The following is a 16,739-nucleotide window of genomic DNA, read 5'->3' as shown; positions in this document are numbered from 1 at the left end:
GCGTGGCCGCCGATCACCGCGTCACGGCTCTCAGATGCCGCAGCTCGGGGCGGACCAGAAGCGGGACGACTTGTGCGCGACGTGCACGTGGTCGTTGTGACCGGTGTAGCCCGGGCCGAGGATCTCGTTGAACCCGTGGTTGCGCGCCTGCTGCGCCAGCGCGCAGAAGCCCTGCGGCCCGGCCCCCAGGTCGACCGCGTCGCCGTAGAGGTGACGGCTGCCCGACGCACCGCCGACGGCGTTGTTGCACGCGACGCTGCGGAAGCCGCCGTTGACGTCGATCGGCCGGTCGCCCATGGCGTGCCGCATCGCCTGCAGCTTCCACATGGACACCAGCGCGTTCGCCCGCGCCGTCGCCGCGGAGACGTTGCCGCCCGCCCACGTGGTGTTGCAGTTGTTGAGCTCGTCGTAGGAGAAGTTGATCGGCGTGCAGTCGTCGTCCTGCAACGCGTAGATCTTCGCGAACGTCGCCGACCCGGCGATGCCGTCCGCGCCGAGACCGTACGCCTGCTGGAAGCGGGTCACCGCGGCCTTCGTGGCCGGCCCGAACTGCCCGTCGATCCCGAGCACGGCCCCGTAGCCGGGGTAGCCCGCCACCCGGATCTGCAGCTGGCGCACGTCCTCACCCGACGCGCCCTGCGACAGGGTGCGGTTCCAGGTGTAGCAGGCGTCCGCGGCGCTGACGGGGTCCGCCTGGGCCGTCGCCGCCGGTGCGAGGACGGCGGCGGAGAGCAGGGCGGCGACCGGTAAGAGGAAACGGAGTCTCATGACAAGCGGCACCTTTCGATCACAGGGACGTGCAGCCTGTCGAGTCGGTGCCGGATCTGTCAACGAGCCACCAAATGAACATTCAGTTCGGCGGAGAGAAACCACCTGGATGGCCCTGTCCGAGCGAACAGGGATTCAGGCCGGATCGCGCTCGGATGGGTTCAGATCGGCCGTTGTGGGAACTCCAGGCAGGACGTCGCACCTGAGACTCAGGTGCCGGGGAAGGACACATGGGCACCGACGACAAGATCGACGCCAAGGCCGACCAGCTCAAGGGCAAGGTCAAGGAAGGCGTCGGCGACGCCACCGACGACAGGAGCCTCCAGGGCGAGGGGCAGGCCGACCAGACGAAGGGCCACCTCAAGGAGGCGGCGGAGAAGGTGAAGGACGCCTTCAAGAAGGACTGAGCTGTGAGTGGCCGGGAGCGCGTACCTGTAGGGGTGCGCGCTCCCGGCCTTTCCGGGGTCGTGGGCCGGTTCTCGTTGGCCGGTGCGGATTCCAGCGGGCCGGTCGCGTTCCGCCGGGCCCGCCGCGCGACTGGCCGGAAAACCACCCGCCGCGACTAGTTGCCCGCCAGCTGCCACGACCCGAAAGGCGCGTCCGGGCCCACGGCCGTCTGCACGCGCTCGTGGAGCCTCATGTCGCCGCCCAGCGCGAACACCCGCACGAGGCCCTGCGCGTCCACCACCGCGGCGGGCGCCGCCTCGGCGTAGCCGCCGAGGTCCTGCCACGGGGTGAAGGTGCCCGCCGCGTCCTGGCGGGTGAAGCTCAGGCCGTAGGAGTCGTTGCGGGCGAAGGCGAGGCAGCGGCCGCCGGAGGTCACCGCCGCCACCGGGCCGAGACCGCCCATGCCACCCAGGTTCTGGGGCGTCGTCTCCCACGCGCCGTTGGCCGACTGCTCCCGCAGGGTGCCGATGGTGCCGTCGCTGTGGCGGCGGGTGAAGACGCGGACGCGGTTCCCGTCCAGGGTGGTGCCGATGGACGCGGTGCTCTGCGCGGCGACCGTGAGGGCCTGGTAGGTCGTTGCGCCACCTACGTTCTGGTACCAGTGCAACGCGTTGCCGTTGCCGTCGGCGAAGATGTGCATGCGGCCGCCCGGGGCGGTGATGGCCGAGGGCTGGGACATCGCCTTGCCGCCACCGCCGCTCGCGGTGGCCCAGCTGGTGCTGAAACCGTTGCCCACCTGCCACTTGTTGCCGAGCGTGCCGGCGCGGTTCACCACGTACAGCTCGAGGACGCCGTTCGAGACGCCGAAGACCGGTGTCTGGTAGGCGGGTGTGCTGCTGTTGGGGTTGCCGAGCGAGGTCCACGTGCCGAAGCCCTGCGCGCCCGCGGCGGTCTGCGTGCAGGTGCGGATCGCGGCGGTGTCGAGGTCGAGCACCGCCAGCTGCAGGCGGTTGTCGCCACGCATCGCGACCGCGACACCGGGGGCGAACGACCCGGCCAGCAACAGCGACGGACCCACCCAGGCGCCACCGGTGGGCTGGCGCCACCACATGATCGAGTCACCCGCCGCGATGAACGCGTGCAGCGTGCCGGCGCTGTCCCGCGCGACCCACTGCGGTGAGACGGGCCAGCGCTCGTAGCTGCGCGACATGTTCACGTCGAACGTGTCGCCGGTCAGCGGGTCCTGCGCCTTGTACTGGTTGTAGGCGTTGGTCTTCGGCGTCCGCAGTGCCAGCGGCACGTTCGGCTGGGACGTGCGGGTGTTGTAGCAGCGGTAGCGGACGAGCAGCGCGTACGGGCGGCCGGTCGGTCCCTCGTAGGCCTTCACGGCCCGCTGGGCGAACTTCGCCGCGGCGACGTGGTCCCAGTGCTCCGGCATGTCGCCGCCGTAGCGGGCGTCGTCGGGGTAGGGGTCCTGGCAGCGGATCACGGTCGCCTGGAACTGCTGCAGCAGTTCGACGAGGACGTTGACGAGGGCGGACTGCGTGTAGTTCTGGACCTGGCTCGCCGGGCTGCCGGTCGGGACGATCGTGCTGGTGCTGTAGGAGGTGCTGTTCCACAGGTTGGTCAGCGCGTCGAGGTGCAGGTCGTCGCCGCCGTCGGGCAGGTTGAGGTAGACGAGCTGCACGTTCGGCTTGCCGTCGAGGGTGTTGACCTCGACGGTCTTGCCCGCCACGACCATCGCGGTGCGCGTCCAGGTGCTGGCCACGCCCGCGAGGGACGCGTAGGCGTTGCGCTGGCCCTTGTGCAGCTCGGCGGAGAGCTGCTCGCGGGTCAGGTTGCCGGTGCCGTTGAACTCGTCGGCGGTGAGGATGATCGTCCGCACCGGGCAGCCGGACAGGATCGCCGGCTGGATGTCCGGGTTGATGAACAGCAGGTCGTCGTCGGAGTGCGCGATGATGTTCACGAAGCTCGCGCCCGTCGGCACGTCGGCGTGCGCGGTTCCGGCGTTGACGCCGACGGCGGTCAGCGCGGCGGCGGTGCCGCCGGCCTTCAGAACCGTGCGTCTGCTGATCTTGGGCATTTCGGCGGCCTCCCGGTGGTGCTCTGATGTCCGGACTTCGGTCGCCGATGAATCTTCGTTACACCGAACCGCTCATCCAGTACGTGCGGACGGTCGTGAACTCGCGGATGCCGGCGGCGGCGAGCTCGCGTCCGTGACCGCTGCGCTTGGTGCCGCCGAAGGGCAGCCGGGGGTCGGACGCGACGATCGCGTTGACGAACACCGCGCCGCTCGTGACGCTCCCGGCCAGCCGGAGCGCCCGGTCCGGGTCCGAGGTCCAGATGCTCAGCCCCAGCCCGTACTCGCTCGTGTCGGCCAGCCGCGCGAGCGCCGCGTCGTCGTCGGGGGGCGAGCGCAGCGACCGGCGCGAACGCCTCCGTCGGCGGGGATGCCGAACTGGGCGGCGGACTCGACCACCTCCCCGAGCAGGGCCTGCGGAGATCGGTGCCTGGCACCGGAGCCCAGGTGTCCGACCGGCACAACCCCGGAGTGGCAGCCCAGGTCTCTGACCTCCCAGGGCACCCCTCAGGCCCGCCTAACCGCCCTCGCCCGCAGCAGCGCCGCGAGCCCCGCGCTAGGAACCGGTCTTCTGCGCGGTGACCGTGCTGAGGTGCTTGCGCATCCGCTCGGCCGCCTCGACCCGCCGGTCGGCCAGCAGCAGGTCGGCGATCTCCACGTGCTCGCGGCACCGCACGACACCGCTCTCCCGGGGCAGTGAGCGGCGGTACTCGACCAGGCGGCGCAGGCGGTCGACGCGGCGCAGCGCCTCGATGAAGAAACCGTTGCGGCTGCACTCCGCGATCGTCTCGTGGAAGACGTGGTTGATGGTGAACAGCTCGATGTTGTCCAGGTCGTGGATGGCGCCGTCCGCGAGGCGTTGCTGCTGCTCGCGGACGTGCTCGAGAGCGGCGCGGTCGAGCACGAACGTGGGTTCGAGGATCGCGGCCGGTTCGATGGTGAGACGGAAGCGGTAACTGTCCGCATAGGACTGTTCGGAAGTCAGGGTCGGCTTGAACTCCCAGCCGTAGCCGGGCAACCGCTCGATCCAGTCCTCGGACGACGCGCGGCGCAGGATGCGGTTGAGCTGCGCGGGGGTGAGGGAGTACCGGCGGGCGAGTGCGCTCTCGGTGATGCGGTCGGGCAGCACGCCGTCCAGGCGGTCGGAGGCGATGGTCAGGTAGACGGCCTCGTCGGCGCTGTCCTCCGCGTCCTCGGCGAGGTCGACGTCTGCGGTGTCGAGGACGGTGTAGCCGCCGCCTTCGGCCTCGGCGACGGCGCCCGACTCGGCAAGGAGGCGCAGTGCGTTGCGGACGGGTGAGCGCGAGACGCGCAGCTGGTCGGCCAGGGTGCGTTCGACCAGCCGGGTGCCGACGGCGACCTGTTCGGCGCGGATGTGCTCGACGATGCGCGCGGCGACCTGACGGGTGAGCTGAGTCGGCGGCATGCGTCCATCCTCGCGGGGAGATCGTTCGCCGCGCAGTCTACGGATCTCCACCGGGACGCGGCTCACCTCAGCGGTTTTAGCCGTATGCGAAATACCATGAGAGGGGTGCGGCGACGCCGACACCACAGCCCGGATCGGACCTTCCGATGACCGAACCAGAGGAGAACCGGTGATCACCCCTGTCGCGACGGCCGACCTGGTCGACGAACACGGCGACGCGCTGCGCGTGTGCGACCTGCAGTTCCGCTCCTTCGGCGGCCGGGCCCGGTTCGCCGGCCGGGTCCGCACGGTGCGCTGCTTCGAGGACAACGACCTGGTGCGCGGCCTCCTGCGGACGCCGGGTGAGGGCCACGTGCTCGTGGTCGACGGCCGCGGATCGTTGCGCACCGCGCTGACGGGCGACCTGATCGCCACGGCGGCCGTGGAGAACGGCTGGGCCGGGCTCGTGCTGCACGGCGCCGTGCGGGACAGCGCCGCGCTCGCGGGCATGGACCTCGGCGTGTTCGCGCTCGGCACGATCCCGCGCAAGAGCGGCAAGACCGGCGCGGGCGAGGTGGACGTGCCGGTGACGTTCGGCGGGATCGAGTTCAGGCCGGGGGACGTGCTGCACGCGGACGAGGACGGTGTGGCACTGCTGCCTCCCGCCTGACGACGTCCGGGTTTGCCGCCTACCCGCAAAGGCTCCCCTCCACGCCGTGATCGCTGCCAGGATCAGATCGCGGTGACCCCAGCCGACTGGAGGGCAAGTGGTGCGGAGACACGGCAAGGTGGCCGCGTCCGTGATGGCGGCGGTCGTGGTGTTCACGTCCATGGCGGCACCTGTCAGGGCAGGAGGTCCGTCGGTGGAGTACCTGGAGGCGACGGCGGTCGTGGTGCAGCCACGGGAACGTGCGCCCGCCGCAGCCGCCGAACGGTTCTGGGAGCTCCAGCTGAACCTGTGCAACAGCGGGGTGGCGGGCTGCTACTCGCAGGGCCGTTCGGTCCCTGAGGCGGCCGGCCTGATCCGCAGCGTGCGGCCGAACCTGGTGACGCTCAACGAGATCTGCTCGAACGACGTGCCGAGCCAGTTGGCGCCCGCGCTGGCGCAGGCGTGGCCGGGCGACCACGTTTACCACCTGTTCGTTCCCGCGCTCCGCCGCGACACCGGCACCCCGGTGAAGTGCGTCAACGGCCAGGACTACGGCAACGCCGTGCTCGGGCGCGTGGCGGCGGCGAACTACCGCGGCGTGAACGCGTGGAGCGGCCGGTACACCAGCCAGGACGGGGGGAACGAGCAGCGGACGTTCGCCTGCGTGTACGCCGTGGGCGACCACCTCTCGTGCGCGACGCACCTGTCCGCGAGCAGTGAACCGGTCGCGCTGGCGCAGTGCCGGGCGCTGCTGTTCGACGTCGTCCCGAACATCCGGTCCGCGGAGGGCCTGAGCGGGAAAACGGTGGTCGGAGGCGACTTCAACCTCGAGTACGACACCTCCGACCCGGAGAACGCGCAGAACTGCGTACCGCCGGGGCACGTCCGCAAGGGTGGCGGAGACGTGCAGCACGTGGTGTTCTCGGGCGACAACGCGTTCGTCAGCACGACCAAGTACGGCCTGAGCCACACCGATCACGACGGGTTCCTGGTGCGGCTGAGCAAGCCGTGACGCGGGGGAGCGGCGTCACGGTCCATTCAGGACGGTGACGCCGCTCGGCCGTCTGCTCAGCAGGCGGTCCAGACGCTCCGGTCGGCCGACAGCGCGTGCTCGACGTCGGGGTGCAGTTCCAGCACCTCGTCGAGCCCGGTCATCGTGATCGGGCGCAGCACGGCCTTGTGCGTCGCCACGATCCGGAGCGGAACGCCCGTGGCCCGCGCGTCCCGGTGGTGGGTGAGGAGTTCGTTGAGCCCGGCCGACCCGAAGAACCGGATGGCCGACAGGTCGACCACGACCGGGTACGGCGGCGTCGCCATCGCGAGTGCGGTCTGCAACTCCATCCTCAGCGGCAGGACGGTGAACTCGTCGACCTCGCCGGCCGCGCGGACGACGACGGCGAGACCGTGCACCTCGCGTTGCACGTGCAGTGGTCCGAGGAAAGTGTTCGGCATGGCAGGAGCCTCCCGGCCTTCGCGAACTGAACTTCGGAAGTGGACGCAGCTGCAGGCTCAACCGCTCGGTCTCCCGACTGTAGCCTCTTTTACGCCGTTCGCACACTTCCAGTGCTGCTCACCGGTGACTCTCGCGTCGTTCGTCCCAATTCTGCCGTCGGACGCTTGAACGTCTCGCGCCCCGTAGCGATCGCCACCGCACTGAGCGCACACACTGCTGCCGTGAACGTTGCGACACCGAGCCAGTCCTCGCGCGCGGAGCCGATCGCCGCCACCACGCTCGGGGCGAGACCGGCGATCGCGAACCCGATCTGCGTGCCGATCGCCATGCCCGACAGCCTGACCTCCGTGCTGAACATCTCGCCGTAGAGCGACGGCCAGATGCCGTTGATCGCGGAGTACGCCACGCCGAACAGCAGGATCCCGAGTGCGAACACCAGGGCGTAGGCGCCGATGGAGATCGACCACAGGTACGGGAAGATCAGGACCGCGCACGCGCCGCAGCCCGCGAGGAACACGGGCTTGCGGCCGATCCGGTCGGAAAGACCCGCCAGCGCGGGGATCGCGGCGAGCGCGACGACGTTGGCGAGGACGCCGACCCACAGCATGGGCGTGCGCTCCAGCCCGATCGTGTTCACCGCGTAGCTCAACGCGTAGACGGTGAAGATCGTGCTGACCGAGGCGATGGTGGCCGCGAGGACCACGCGCAGGACGTCGGCCCAGTGCGTGCGGAACAACGTCGCGACCGGCAGCTTGGCCACCTTGGCGCGCTTGAACTCCGCGGTCTCGTCGATCTTGCGGCGGATGACGAGCCCGACGACCACGACGACCGCGCTGCACCAGAACGGGACCCGCCAGCCCCACGACAGCAGGTCCTCCTGGGGCAGGGCCGCCACGGGCAGGAAGATCGCCGTGGCGAGGATCTGCCCGGCCTGCGTGCCGCTCAGCGTGAAGCTGGTGAAGTACGCGCGGCGGTGCTCGGGCGCGTGCTCCAGCGACATCGAGTTCGCGCCGGCCTGCTCCCCGGACGCCGAAAGCCCTTGCAGCAGCCGGAGGACGACGAGCGCGACCGGTGCCAGCACCCCGGCCGTGTCGTAGGTCGGCAGGCAACCGACGGCGAAGGTCGCCACACCCATCAGCAGCAACGTGAACACGAGGACCTTCTTGCGCCCGAAGCGGTCGCCGACGTGCCCGAGGACGAACGCGCCGAGCGGCCGCGCGAGGTAACCGACGCCGAACGTGGCGAGCGCGAGCAGCGTCCCCGTCGCCGGATCGGCTGCGGGGAAGAAGACCTTGTTGAACACCAGCGCGGCGGCGGTGCCGTAGATGAAGAAGTCGTAGTACTCGAGGGCGCTGCCGATCCAGGCTGCCAGCGCAGTCTTGCGGGCCATCGAAGTGGTCACGGCGTACTCCTATGTACGACCTAGTTAGTTAACACAAGGTCGGACATGGGCCCACTGCGTGTCAAGGATTTGTTTCAGCTGGTCAGGTAGTCGACCAGCATGTCACCGAGCATGCTTCGGTAGTGCTCGCGCCGGCCGGGATCGAGCATGTCCCTCCCGAAGATCGCGGCGAACGTGTGCCGGTTCGCGAGCCGGAAGACGCAGAACGAGCTGATCACCATGTGCACGTCGAGGGGGTCCACGTCCGCGCGGAACCGCCCGGCCGCGCGCCCCCGTTCGAGGATCTGGGTGAGCCCGTCGAGCGCGGGGTTCGCGAGCCCCGCCAGCACCTCGGACCGGGCGATGTGCTCGGCGCGGTGGATGTTCTCGATGCTGACGAGCCGGATGAAGTCCGGATGCGCCTCGTGGTGGTCGAACGTCAGCTCCGCGAGCCGCCGGATCGCGTCCTCCGGCGCGAGGTGCTCGACGTCGAGCTCCGCCTCCAGCGCCCGGATCGCCAGGTAGGCGCGCTCCAGCACGGCGATGTAGAGCTGCTCCTTGCCGCCGAAGTAGTAGTAGATCATCCGCTTCGTCGTGCTGGTCCGCTCGGCGATCTCGTCGACGCGCGCGCCGGTGTAGCCCTTGTCCGCGAACTCCCGCGTGGCAACGTCCAGGATGTCGGCGCGGGTGCGGTCCTTGTCCCGCTGGCGCTCGGCATCGGATGACGACGGTGCGGCCACCGGGCCCCCTTCGATCTGCTGGTGAACAGCCGACTCTAGTGCCTGGGGTGGGGAGGGGCGGGGGAGTGAGGTGCCGGGCGGGTCGGTGGGTGGGGCTGTGGGTGGGGGCGGCCCTGCGGTTGGTGGGCGGTGCTGCGGTGGGCTGTGGGAGGGGCGGCTGTGGGCTGGGGGAGGGGCGGCTGTGGGCTGGGGGTAGGGCGGTGCTGCGGTGGCGCTGGCGGGCGAGGTGCCGGACCTGGGCGTGCCTGTGTGGGGCGTGTGGCGGTGAACAGAGGGCTGCGAGCGTGCGGGTGGCTGTGCCGCCTGAGTGGCCGCGCCTACCGGGCCATCGCGAGCCGCGCGTCGTCGGCCCGCGCCGCGTCACCCCGCCGCCTCAGCCCTCTTCCCGCCACGACCCGCCTGCGCTACCGTGAACTCACTAGTTCGTACATTAAGGCCGAGGAGGTCGCGTGACCCACTACCTGATCGGGCTCGTCGGCTCCGGCATCGGCCCGTCCCTGAGCCCCGCGCTGCACGAGCGCGAGGCCGCCGAGCTGGGTCTGCGCTACACCTACCGCCTGCTCGACCTCGACGACCTGCGCCAGCCGGTGGGCGCCGTGCTCGCCGCGGCGCGCGAACAGGGGTTTCACGGGCTCAACGTCACCCATCCCGGCAAGCAGGCGGTGCTGCCGCACCTGGACGAGCTGGTCCCCGAGGCCGCGGCGCTCGGCGCCGTGAACACCGTGGTCTTCCGGAACGGCAGGGCGATCGGGCACAACACCGACGCCACCGGGTTCGCGCGCAGCCTCGGCCGCGGGCTTCCCGGTGTGCGTCTGGACGAGGTCGTCCTGCTCGGCGCGGGTGGGGCGGGGGCGGCGGTCGGGCACGCGTTGCTGTCGCTCGGCGCTGGTCGCCTCGCCGTGCACGACGTGGACCCGGGCCGCGCGGAACGGCTGGTGGAGTCCCTCCAGCGCAGGTTCGGTGCCGGCCGGGCGGTCCTGTGCGGGCCCGAGGCCGTGCGGACCGCCGACGGGCTTGTTCACGCGACCCCGACGGGCATGGCGGCGCATCCCGGGCTGCCGATCGACGAGTCGTTGCTGCGCGAGGAGCTCTGGGTCGCGGACATCGTCTACCGGCCGTTGGAGACGGCGCTGCTCGCGGCGGCGCGGGCCAGGGGGTGCCGGGTGTTGCACGGGGGCGGGATGGTCGTGTTGCAGGCCGCGGAGTCGTTGCGGCTGTTCACCGGCGTCGAGCCGGACGCCGGGCGGATGCTCGCGCACTTCGAGGAGCTGGAGGGGGAGCCCGCGCATGCTTCCTGACCTGCGCACCGCCATCGCCACCGTGTGCCTGTCCGGCACGCTCGACGACAAGCTCGCCGCGGCCGCCGCGGCCGGGTTCGACGGCGTGGAGCTGTTCGAGAACGACCTGCTCGCGGACCGCCGCGGTCCGGCGGAGATCCGGGAGCGCTGCGCCGGCCTGGGGCTGACGATCGACCTCTACCAGCCGTTGCGCGACTTCGAGGCCGTGCCGCCGGACGTGCTGGCGCGCAACCTCCGGCGCGCGGAGCACAAGTTCGACGTCATGGCCGAACTGGGCGTGCAGACCGTGCTGGTGTGCTCATCCGTGTCGCCGGACGCGATCAACGACGACGACCTCGCGGCCGAGCAGCTGCACCTGCTTGCCTCCCGTGCCGCCGAACGGGGTCTGCGCATCGCCTACGAGGCGCTGGCGTGGGGCCGGTTCGTCAACGGCTACGAGCACGCGTGGCGCATCGTGCGCAGAGCGGGCCACCCCGCGCTCGGCGTGTGCCTCGACAGCTTCCACATCCTGTCCAAAGAGGACGACCCCAGGGCGATCCGCGCGATCCCCGGCGAGAAGATCTTCTTCCTGCAGCTGGCGGACGCGCCGGTGCTGCCGATGGACGTCCTGCAGTGGAGCCGCCACCACCGGCTCTTCCCTGGACAGGGCGACTTCGACCTGACGACGTTCACCCGCAACGTGCTCGACGCGGGCTACCGCGGGCCGCTGTCGCTGGAGGTGTTCAACGACGTCTTCCGCCAGGCCGACCCCTACCGCGCCGCGGTCGACGCGCGGCGGTCGCTGTTGGCACTCCAGGATTCCCTGGGGCTGCTGGACGTCCCGGCCGCGCCCAGGGCGACCGGCTACGCCTTCGCCGAACTGGTGGGTGGGCCGGATCTGGCCTCACTGGGCTTCTCCCGGACGGGCGTGCACCGCTCGAAACCGGTGGAGCTGTGGACGCAGGGCGACGCGCGCGTGCTGGTGAACGCCGAGGGCGAGCCCGGCGAGATCGGCGCGCTCGGAATCGCCGTGCCGGATCCGGCGGCGGCCGCGCAGCGCGCGAAGGTCCTGCTGGCGCCACCTCTGTCACGCACGGCGGGCCCCGGCGAAGCACCGCTCACCGCGATCGCCGCCCCCGACGGGACCCACGTCTTCCTGTGCGCCGACGACGACTGGCTCGGCGACTTCGTGCCCACGGGGGAGTCGGCGCCGGGCGCGGGCATCACCGGCATCGACCACGTGGCGCTGACCCAGCCGTTCGACAACTTCGACGAGGCCACGCTCTTCTACCGCTCGGTGCTGGGGCTCGAACCCGGTGCCACGGCGGAGTTCGCGGCGCCGTTCGGACTGGTGCGGGGCCGCGGCGTGAGCGGCGGTGTGCGGCTCACCCTGGACGCCGCGCTGGTCCGGCGCGGCGGATGGGCTCCCGCCGTGCCCTCGCCGCAGCACATCGCGTTCACCTGTACCGACGCGGTCTCGTGCGCCGAGGCCCTGCGGCAGTCGGGTGCCCGGCTGGTGGAGATCCCCGGCAACTACTACGACGACCTCGCCGCACGCACGGACCTGCCCGCCGAACGCGTCGCCGCGTTGCGGGCGCGGTCGGTGCTGTACGACCGCGACGAGCACGGTGAATACCTGCACTTCTACACCGAACTCGCCGGTGCGCGCGTGTTCTTCGAGGTGGTGCAGCGCATCGGCGGCTACAGCGGGTTCGGGGTGGTCAACGCGCCCGTGCGGATGGCGGCCCACCACGAGGCGCGCCGAGGTCGGTGAGCCGTGCACGGTTCCGTGATCACCCCGTCGCGGAGCGTGCAGGACGTCCGTCCTTCGTGGACGAATTGTGAGCTTCGCCCCGTCTGAGGAGCCTGACTGTTAGGTTAGGCTCCCCTTCATGTTGGAGACGGACGGGGTGGTGCTGACCGGGCGCGGTCTGGTGCTCGCACACCACGAGCACGAGGTCGTGCACGGCGTTTCGGTGGAGCTGACGCCGGGTGCCGTCACGGCGCTGGTCGGCCCCAACGGGTCGGGCAAGTCGACCGTCCTGCGGTCGCTCGCGCGGTTGCACCGGCCGAAGGGTGGCGAGGTCCACCTGGGCGACCGGGCGGTCTGGCGCGGATCCGCGTTGTCCGGCAAGGAGTTCGCGCGCAACGTCACCCTGCTGACCCAGCAGCGGCCCACGCCGTCGGGGGTGTCGGTCGCGGACGTCGTCGGCTACGGGCGCCACCCGTACCGCTCCGGCTGGCGCGGCGTCGACCCGGACGGGGCGGCCGCCGTCGCCAGGGCGATGGCGATGACGGGCGTGAGCGACATGGCCTCCCGCGGTGTCGACGAACTGTCCGGCGGCGAGCTGCAACGCGTGTGGCTGGCCTCGTGCCTCGCCCAGCAGACCTCGGTGCTGCTGCTCGACGAACCGACCAACCACCTCGACCTGCGCTACCAGGTCGAGATCCTCGACGTCGTCCGCGACCTCGCCGACGACCACGGCGTGGCGGTCGGCGTCGTCCTGCACGACCTCGACCACGCCGCGATCGTCGCCGACCACGTCGTCCTGCTGTCCCGGGGCAGGGCGCTGGCGAGCGGGACCGTGAAGGAGGTGCTCACCGCGCAACACCTGACCGAGGCGTACGGCGTCGTGGTGCACGTCGCGGACGACCCGGTCACCGGAACCCTGCACTGCCGCCCGGTCGGCAGGCACACACCCCGCCCCTGAACGACCCCTCCTGGAGAACCTGTCATGCGCATCCCGATCCTGGTCGCGACCGCCGCGATCGTCCTCGCCGCCTGCGGCACCACGGAGTCACCGCAGTCGAGCGCGCCCACCGAGAACGCGGGCGGTCCGGTCACGGTGACCGACTCGCGCGGCAAGGCGGTCGAGCTGAAGTCCGCCGCCAAGCGCGTCGTCGCCCTGGAGTGGGGTGAGGCGGAGATCGTCGCGTCGCTCGGCGTGATGCCGGTGGGCGTCGCCGACACCGCGGGCTACAAGACGTGGGACGCGGCCGTCGCGCTGGACGCCTCGGTCAAGGACGTCGGCAAGCGCGGTGAGCCCAGCGTGGACTCGATCGTCGCGCTGAACCCGGACGTCGTGGTGATGGCCGCCGAGCGCGACTCGACGGTCGTGCCGCAGCTGGAGAAGTACGTGCCGGTCGTCGTCACGAAGTCCAGTGACGCCGCGCGCAACTTCGACCGCCTGCGCGAGGACGTGAAGATGATCGCCCAGGCGATGGGCAAGACCGCGGAGGCCGACCAGCTGCTGTCCGAAATGGACACCAAGCTCGCCGACGGCAGGAAGGCGCTGCAGGCCAAGGCGGGCACGCCGTTCTTCATGGCCGACGGCTACCTGGAGGGCAGCACCGTCAGCATCCGCCCGTTCGGCAAGGGCTCGCTCGTCTCCGACACGGCCGAGGCGCTCGGCCTGAAGAACGCGTGGACCGGCCAGGTCGACCCGCAGTGGGCGCTCGGCCAGACCGACGTCGAGGGCCTGACCGCGCTCACCGACCCGAACACCGTGCTGTTCTACAGCGCGTCGGAGGACGACGTCTTCACCACCGGCCTCGCGCAGAACCCGGTCTGGCAGCGGCTCCCGTTCGTGACGGCCAAGAAGGTCTACAAGTTCGAGCCCGGCACCTGGACGTTCGGCGGGCCCAAGTCCGTCATCCGCATCGCCGACCAGTTCGTGAAGGCGCTCTCCTGACCGTGAGGAACGCCGTCGTCACGGCGGCGAGCCTGGTCGTCATCGTCCTGCTCGCCGCCGTCCACCTCACCCAGGGCACCGCCGACACCGGCGTGCTCGACGTCCTGCGCGCCCTGGTCGGTGCCGGTGACGAGCAGACCTACGCGGTGCTCACCGGCTCACGGGTGCCGCGCCTGCTGACCGCACTGCTGCTCGGTGTGGCACTGGGCGTCGCGGGCGCGGGCATGCAGTCCGTGGCCCGCAACCCGTTGGCCGCACCGGACACCCTGGCCGTGAACGCGGGCGCGTACCTCGCGGTCGTCACGGTGTCGGCCTTCGGGCTGACGCTGCCGACGCTGCCCGCCGGTGCGACGGCGTTCGTGGGCGCCCTTGCCGCCGCGGCCGTGGTGCTGGGCCTGTCCGGCGCCGGATCGGCGACCCCGCGGCTGGTGCTGATCGGCTCGGCCGTGACGCTCGCGTTGCAGTCGATCACCATCCTGCTGCTGCTGACCTACGAGCAGGAGACGTCCGGGCTGTTCGCGTGGGGGAGCGGCTCGCTCAGCGTCGCGAACCTGGACGCCACCGCCCAGATGGCCCCGATCGTGCTCGCCGCGACGATCGCGCTGGTCGCGATGGGACGGTCGCTCGACGTTCTCGCCCTGGGCGACGACAACGCGACGGTCGTGGGCCTGAAGGTCCGCCGCACCCGCGTCGGCGCGGTGCTGCTGACCGTGGCGCTGACCGCCGCGGCGGTGACGGTCGCCGGCCCCGTCGGGTTCGTCGGCCTGTGCGCCCCGGTGATCACGCGACTGCTGATGTCGCGGGAGGGGCGGCACCGCGTCCTGCTGCCCCTGTCGGGCCTTCTCGGCGTCGTGCTGGTGCTCGGCGCGGACGTCCTGCTCCGCGCCGCGATGGGCTCGGCGGAGGCGCTGCGCGTGCCGACCGGTGTGATCACCACGGTGGTCGGCGCGGTGGTCCTCGTGTGGCTCGCTCGCCGCAGCCGTCCCGGCGGCACCCGCCGGCAGCCTCCGGCAGGTCGTGTCGGAGTGGCGGGCTCGCGTCGCCGTCTCGTCGTCACCGGCGTCGCGGTCGTGGTGCTGCTGGTGGCCGCCCCGGTCGTCGGCATGCTGTTCGGTGATCGGCTGGTGTTGCTGGGCGACCTGGCGAACTGGGTGTCCGGCCGCACCGGCACGGCGCTGACGTTCGTGCTCGACCAGCGCCTGCCGCGCGTGCTGGCGGCGATGACCGCGGGCGCGGCGCTGGCGGTCTCGGGCTGCGGGATCCAGTCGGTGAGCCGCAACCCGCTCGCCGAACCGGGCCTGTTGGGCATCACCGCGGGCGCGGGCCTCGGCGCCATCTCGCTGATCACGTTCGTGCCGCTGGCCGGGGCGTGGCAGATCGCCGGTGCCGCCGGTGCGGGCGCTCTGGTCGCGTTCGTGCTGGTCTACGGCCTCGCCTGGCGTTCGGGTCTGGACTCGGACCGGTTGGTGATCATCGGCATCGGGCTCTGGTCCGGTGGGATGGCGCTGATCACGCTGATGATCGTGACGTCGGACCCGTGGAACATGGCCAAGGCCCTCACCTGGCTGTCCGGCTCGACCTACGGCCGGACGCTCGACCAGGTGGTGCCCGGCCTGATCGCGCTGGCGGTGCTGACCCCGCTGCTGTGGTCGCGGCACCGCGAGCTCGACCTGCACGGCATCGACGACGACACGCCCCGCATCCTCGGCATGCCCCTGGAGCGGTCGCGCGTCGTGATCCTGGCCGCGTGCGGCGTCCTCGCGGCGACGGCCGTGGCCGCGATCGGTGTCGTGGCCTTCGTCGGACTCGTCGCACCGCACCTCGCGCGCTCGCTCGTCGGGGGCAGGCACGCCCGCGTGATCCCTGTGGCGGCGGCGATCGGCGCGATCCTGGTGAGCGCCGCGGACACGCTGGGGCGCACGGTGATCGCTCCGGCGCAGGTACCGGCGGGGCTCGTCATCGCGCTGGTGGGGACGCCGTACTTCGTGCTGGTGCTGTGGCGGTCACGCGCCGTCCGGACCTGAGCGCAACGCCCGCACGAACGCCTCGGCGGCGGGGGAGCGCTCCTGCCCGGTGACGACGACGGTCCGGCGCCGTTCGGCCAGACCGTCGTCGCGGACGGGGACCCACGTGACGCCGCGCGGGACCACGTCCGCGGCCAGTCCGGGCAGGACGGACACACCGAGCCCGGCGGCCACGAGGCCGAGCCGGGTCTGCCAGGTCCTGGCCTCGTGCCCGATGACGGGCGAGGACAGGGTCGGCCACGCACCGAACTGCGGGTCGCCCTCCCCGCCCGTGCCCACGACCCACACCTGGCCCGCGAGGTCGCGCACGTCGACCTCGGCCTGACCGGCGAACGGGTGCCCGTCCGCCACCGCGACACCGAGACCCCGCGCGACGGGCACGGACTCGGTGCGCAACCCCGCCAGGTCGTAGTCGGGCAGACCGTCGCCGACCGCGATCACGCCGACCTCGACCCGCCCGGCCCGCAGCCGTCGCAGCACCACAGGGCTGCCGGCCTCCCCGAGCCGGACGGTCAACGCGGGATGCTTCTCCTTCACCCGCGCGATCGCCTGCGGCACCAGGCTCGCCGCCGCCGTCGGATAGGCGCCCACCGCCAGCCGGCCCGCGATCCGGTCGCGCAGCCCCGCGATCTCCAGCTCGGCGGCCTCCACGTGCGAGACGACCTGCCTGGCGTGCCCGAGAAGCGCCTCGCACGCCGTCGTCGGCCGGACCCCGCGCGCCCACCGCTCGAACAGCGGGCTGCCCACCGCCGCCTCCATCGCGCCGACCTGGCGGGAGATCGCGGACTGCGTGTACCCGAGCGCGTCGGCGGCCGCGGTGAACGATCCCCGCCGCGCGACCTCGACGACGACGCGCAACCCGGTCAAGGTCATCTCCGCCATG

16 protein-coding genes are annotated in these 16,739 nt (G+C 71.6%); 8 read left to right on the top strand and 8 right to left on the bottom strand.

Annotated features, from left to right (window positions below):
- Positions 1-30 precede the first annotated feature (30 nt).
- A complete protein-coding gene (locus tag BMY74_RS20055) occupies positions 31-768 on the bottom strand; it encodes a D-Ala-D-Ala carboxypeptidase family metallohydrolase (RefSeq protein ID WP_089918105.1) in 738 nt (245 codons plus the stop codon).
- Positions 769-998: 230 nt separating this feature from the next.
- Between BMY74_RS20055 and BMY74_RS20050 the strand changes: the two genes are divergently transcribed.
- On the top strand, positions 999-1,175 hold the full coding sequence (locus tag BMY74_RS20050; protein ID WP_089918104.1) for a CsbD family protein: 177 nt from the start codon (positions 999-1,001) through the stop codon (positions 1,173-1,175).
- Positions 1,176-1,330: 155 nt separating this feature from the next.
- On the opposite strand, the gene BMY74_RS20045 is transcribed toward BMY74_RS20050, so the two are convergent.
- The 3 genes from BMY74_RS20045 to BMY74_RS20035 form a co-directional block, all read right to left on the bottom strand.
- Entirely contained in the window at positions 1,331-3,238 is a 1,908-nt protein-coding gene (locus BMY74_RS20045) for a DUF8189 domain-containing protein (RefSeq protein ID WP_089918101.1), read from the bottom strand.
- A gap of 58 nt (positions 3,239-3,296) precedes the next feature.
- Complete coding sequence (locus BMY74_RS46250; RefSeq protein WP_281244990.1) at positions 3,297-3,575, bottom strand: aldehyde dehydrogenase family protein; 279 nt, start codon at positions 3,573-3,575, stop codon at positions 3,297-3,299.
- 216 nt (positions 3,576-3,791) lie between these two features.
- On the bottom strand, positions 3,792-4,661 hold the full coding sequence (locus tag BMY74_RS20035) for a GntR family transcriptional regulator (RefSeq protein ID WP_089918099.1): 870 nt from the start codon (positions 4,659-4,661) through the stop codon (positions 3,792-3,794).
- Between the two features lie 169 nt (positions 4,662-4,830).
- On the opposite strand from BMY74_RS20035, the gene rraA reads away from it, so the two are divergent.
- Together rraA and BMY74_RS20025 are read left to right on the top strand one after the other, a co-directional pair.
- A complete protein-coding gene (rraA, locus tag BMY74_RS20030; RefSeq protein ID WP_089918097.1) occupies positions 4,831-5,310 on the top strand; it encodes a ribonuclease E activity regulator RraA in 480 nt (159 codons plus the stop codon).
- A 97-nt stretch (positions 5,311-5,407) separates the two neighbouring features.
- Positions 5,408-6,301 (top strand): endonuclease/exonuclease/phosphatase family protein, encoded by an 894-nt coding sequence (locus tag BMY74_RS20025; protein ID WP_089918094.1) that lies wholly within the window; start codon positions 5,408-5,410, stop codon positions 6,299-6,301.
- Between the two features lie 56 nt (positions 6,302-6,357).
- Here the strand turns inward: BMY74_RS20025 and BMY74_RS20020 are convergent, their stop codons facing one another.
- The 3 genes from BMY74_RS20020 to BMY74_RS20010 form a co-directional block, all read right to left on the bottom strand.
- Entirely contained in the window at positions 6,358-6,741 is a 384-nt protein-coding gene (locus BMY74_RS20020) for an STAS domain-containing protein (RefSeq protein WP_089918092.1), read from the bottom strand.
- Between the two features lie 89 nt (positions 6,742-6,830).
- Complete coding sequence (locus BMY74_RS20015) at positions 6,831-8,144, bottom strand: MFS transporter (RefSeq protein WP_089918090.1); 1,314 nt, start codon at positions 8,142-8,144, stop codon at positions 6,831-6,833.
- Positions 8,145-8,218: 74 nt separating this feature from the next.
- Entirely contained in the window at positions 8,219-8,863 is a 645-nt protein-coding gene (locus tag BMY74_RS20010; RefSeq protein WP_089918088.1) for a TetR/AcrR family transcriptional regulator, read from the bottom strand.
- 449 nt (positions 8,864-9,312) lie between these two features.
- On the opposite strand from BMY74_RS20010, the gene BMY74_RS20005 reads away from it, so the two are divergent.
- From BMY74_RS20005 to BMY74_RS19985, 5 genes are all read left to right on the top strand, one after another.
- Positions 9,313-10,161 (top strand): shikimate dehydrogenase, encoded by an 849-nt coding sequence (locus BMY74_RS20005; protein WP_089918086.1) that lies wholly within the window; start codon positions 9,313-9,315, stop codon positions 10,159-10,161.
- A complete protein-coding gene (locus tag BMY74_RS20000; protein WP_089918083.1) occupies positions 10,151-11,914 on the top strand; it encodes a bifunctional sugar phosphate isomerase/epimerase/4-hydroxyphenylpyruvate dioxygenase family protein in 1,764 nt (587 codons plus the stop codon). The genes BMY74_RS20005 and BMY74_RS20000 overlap by 11 nt, the downstream gene beginning before the upstream one ends.
- Positions 11,915-12,032: 118 nt before the next feature.
- Complete coding sequence (locus tag BMY74_RS19995) at positions 12,033-12,851, top strand: ABC transporter ATP-binding protein (protein ID WP_177229831.1); 819 nt, start codon at positions 12,033-12,035, stop codon at positions 12,849-12,851.
- A gap of 24 nt (positions 12,852-12,875) precedes the next feature.
- On the top strand, positions 12,876-13,832 hold the full coding sequence (locus BMY74_RS19990; RefSeq protein WP_089918082.1) for an ABC transporter substrate-binding protein: 957 nt from the start codon (positions 12,876-12,878) through the stop codon (positions 13,830-13,832).
- Positions 13,833-13,834: 2 nt separating this feature from the next.
- On the top strand, positions 13,835-15,856 hold the full coding sequence (locus tag BMY74_RS19985; RefSeq protein ID WP_245786248.1) for an iron ABC transporter permease: 2,022 nt from the start codon (positions 13,835-13,837) through the stop codon (positions 15,854-15,856).
- On the opposite strand, the gene BMY74_RS19980 is transcribed toward BMY74_RS19985, so the two are convergent.
- On the bottom strand, positions 15,836-16,738 hold the full coding sequence (locus BMY74_RS19980; protein WP_089918080.1) for a LysR family transcriptional regulator: 903 nt from the start codon (positions 16,736-16,738) through the stop codon (positions 15,836-15,838). The genes BMY74_RS19985 and BMY74_RS19980 overlap by 21 nt on opposite strands.
- Between the last annotated feature and the right edge of the window lies 1 nt (position 16,739).

This window comes from Lentzea albida, assembly GCF_900111005.1.
In the GTDB taxonomy this organism is placed as follows: domain Bacteria; phylum Actinomycetota; class Actinomycetes; order Mycobacteriales; family Pseudonocardiaceae; genus Lentzea; species Lentzea albida.
The sequence above is the reverse complement of the archived record's forward strand: the minus strand, read 5'-3'. Positions and strand labels throughout refer to the sequence as shown.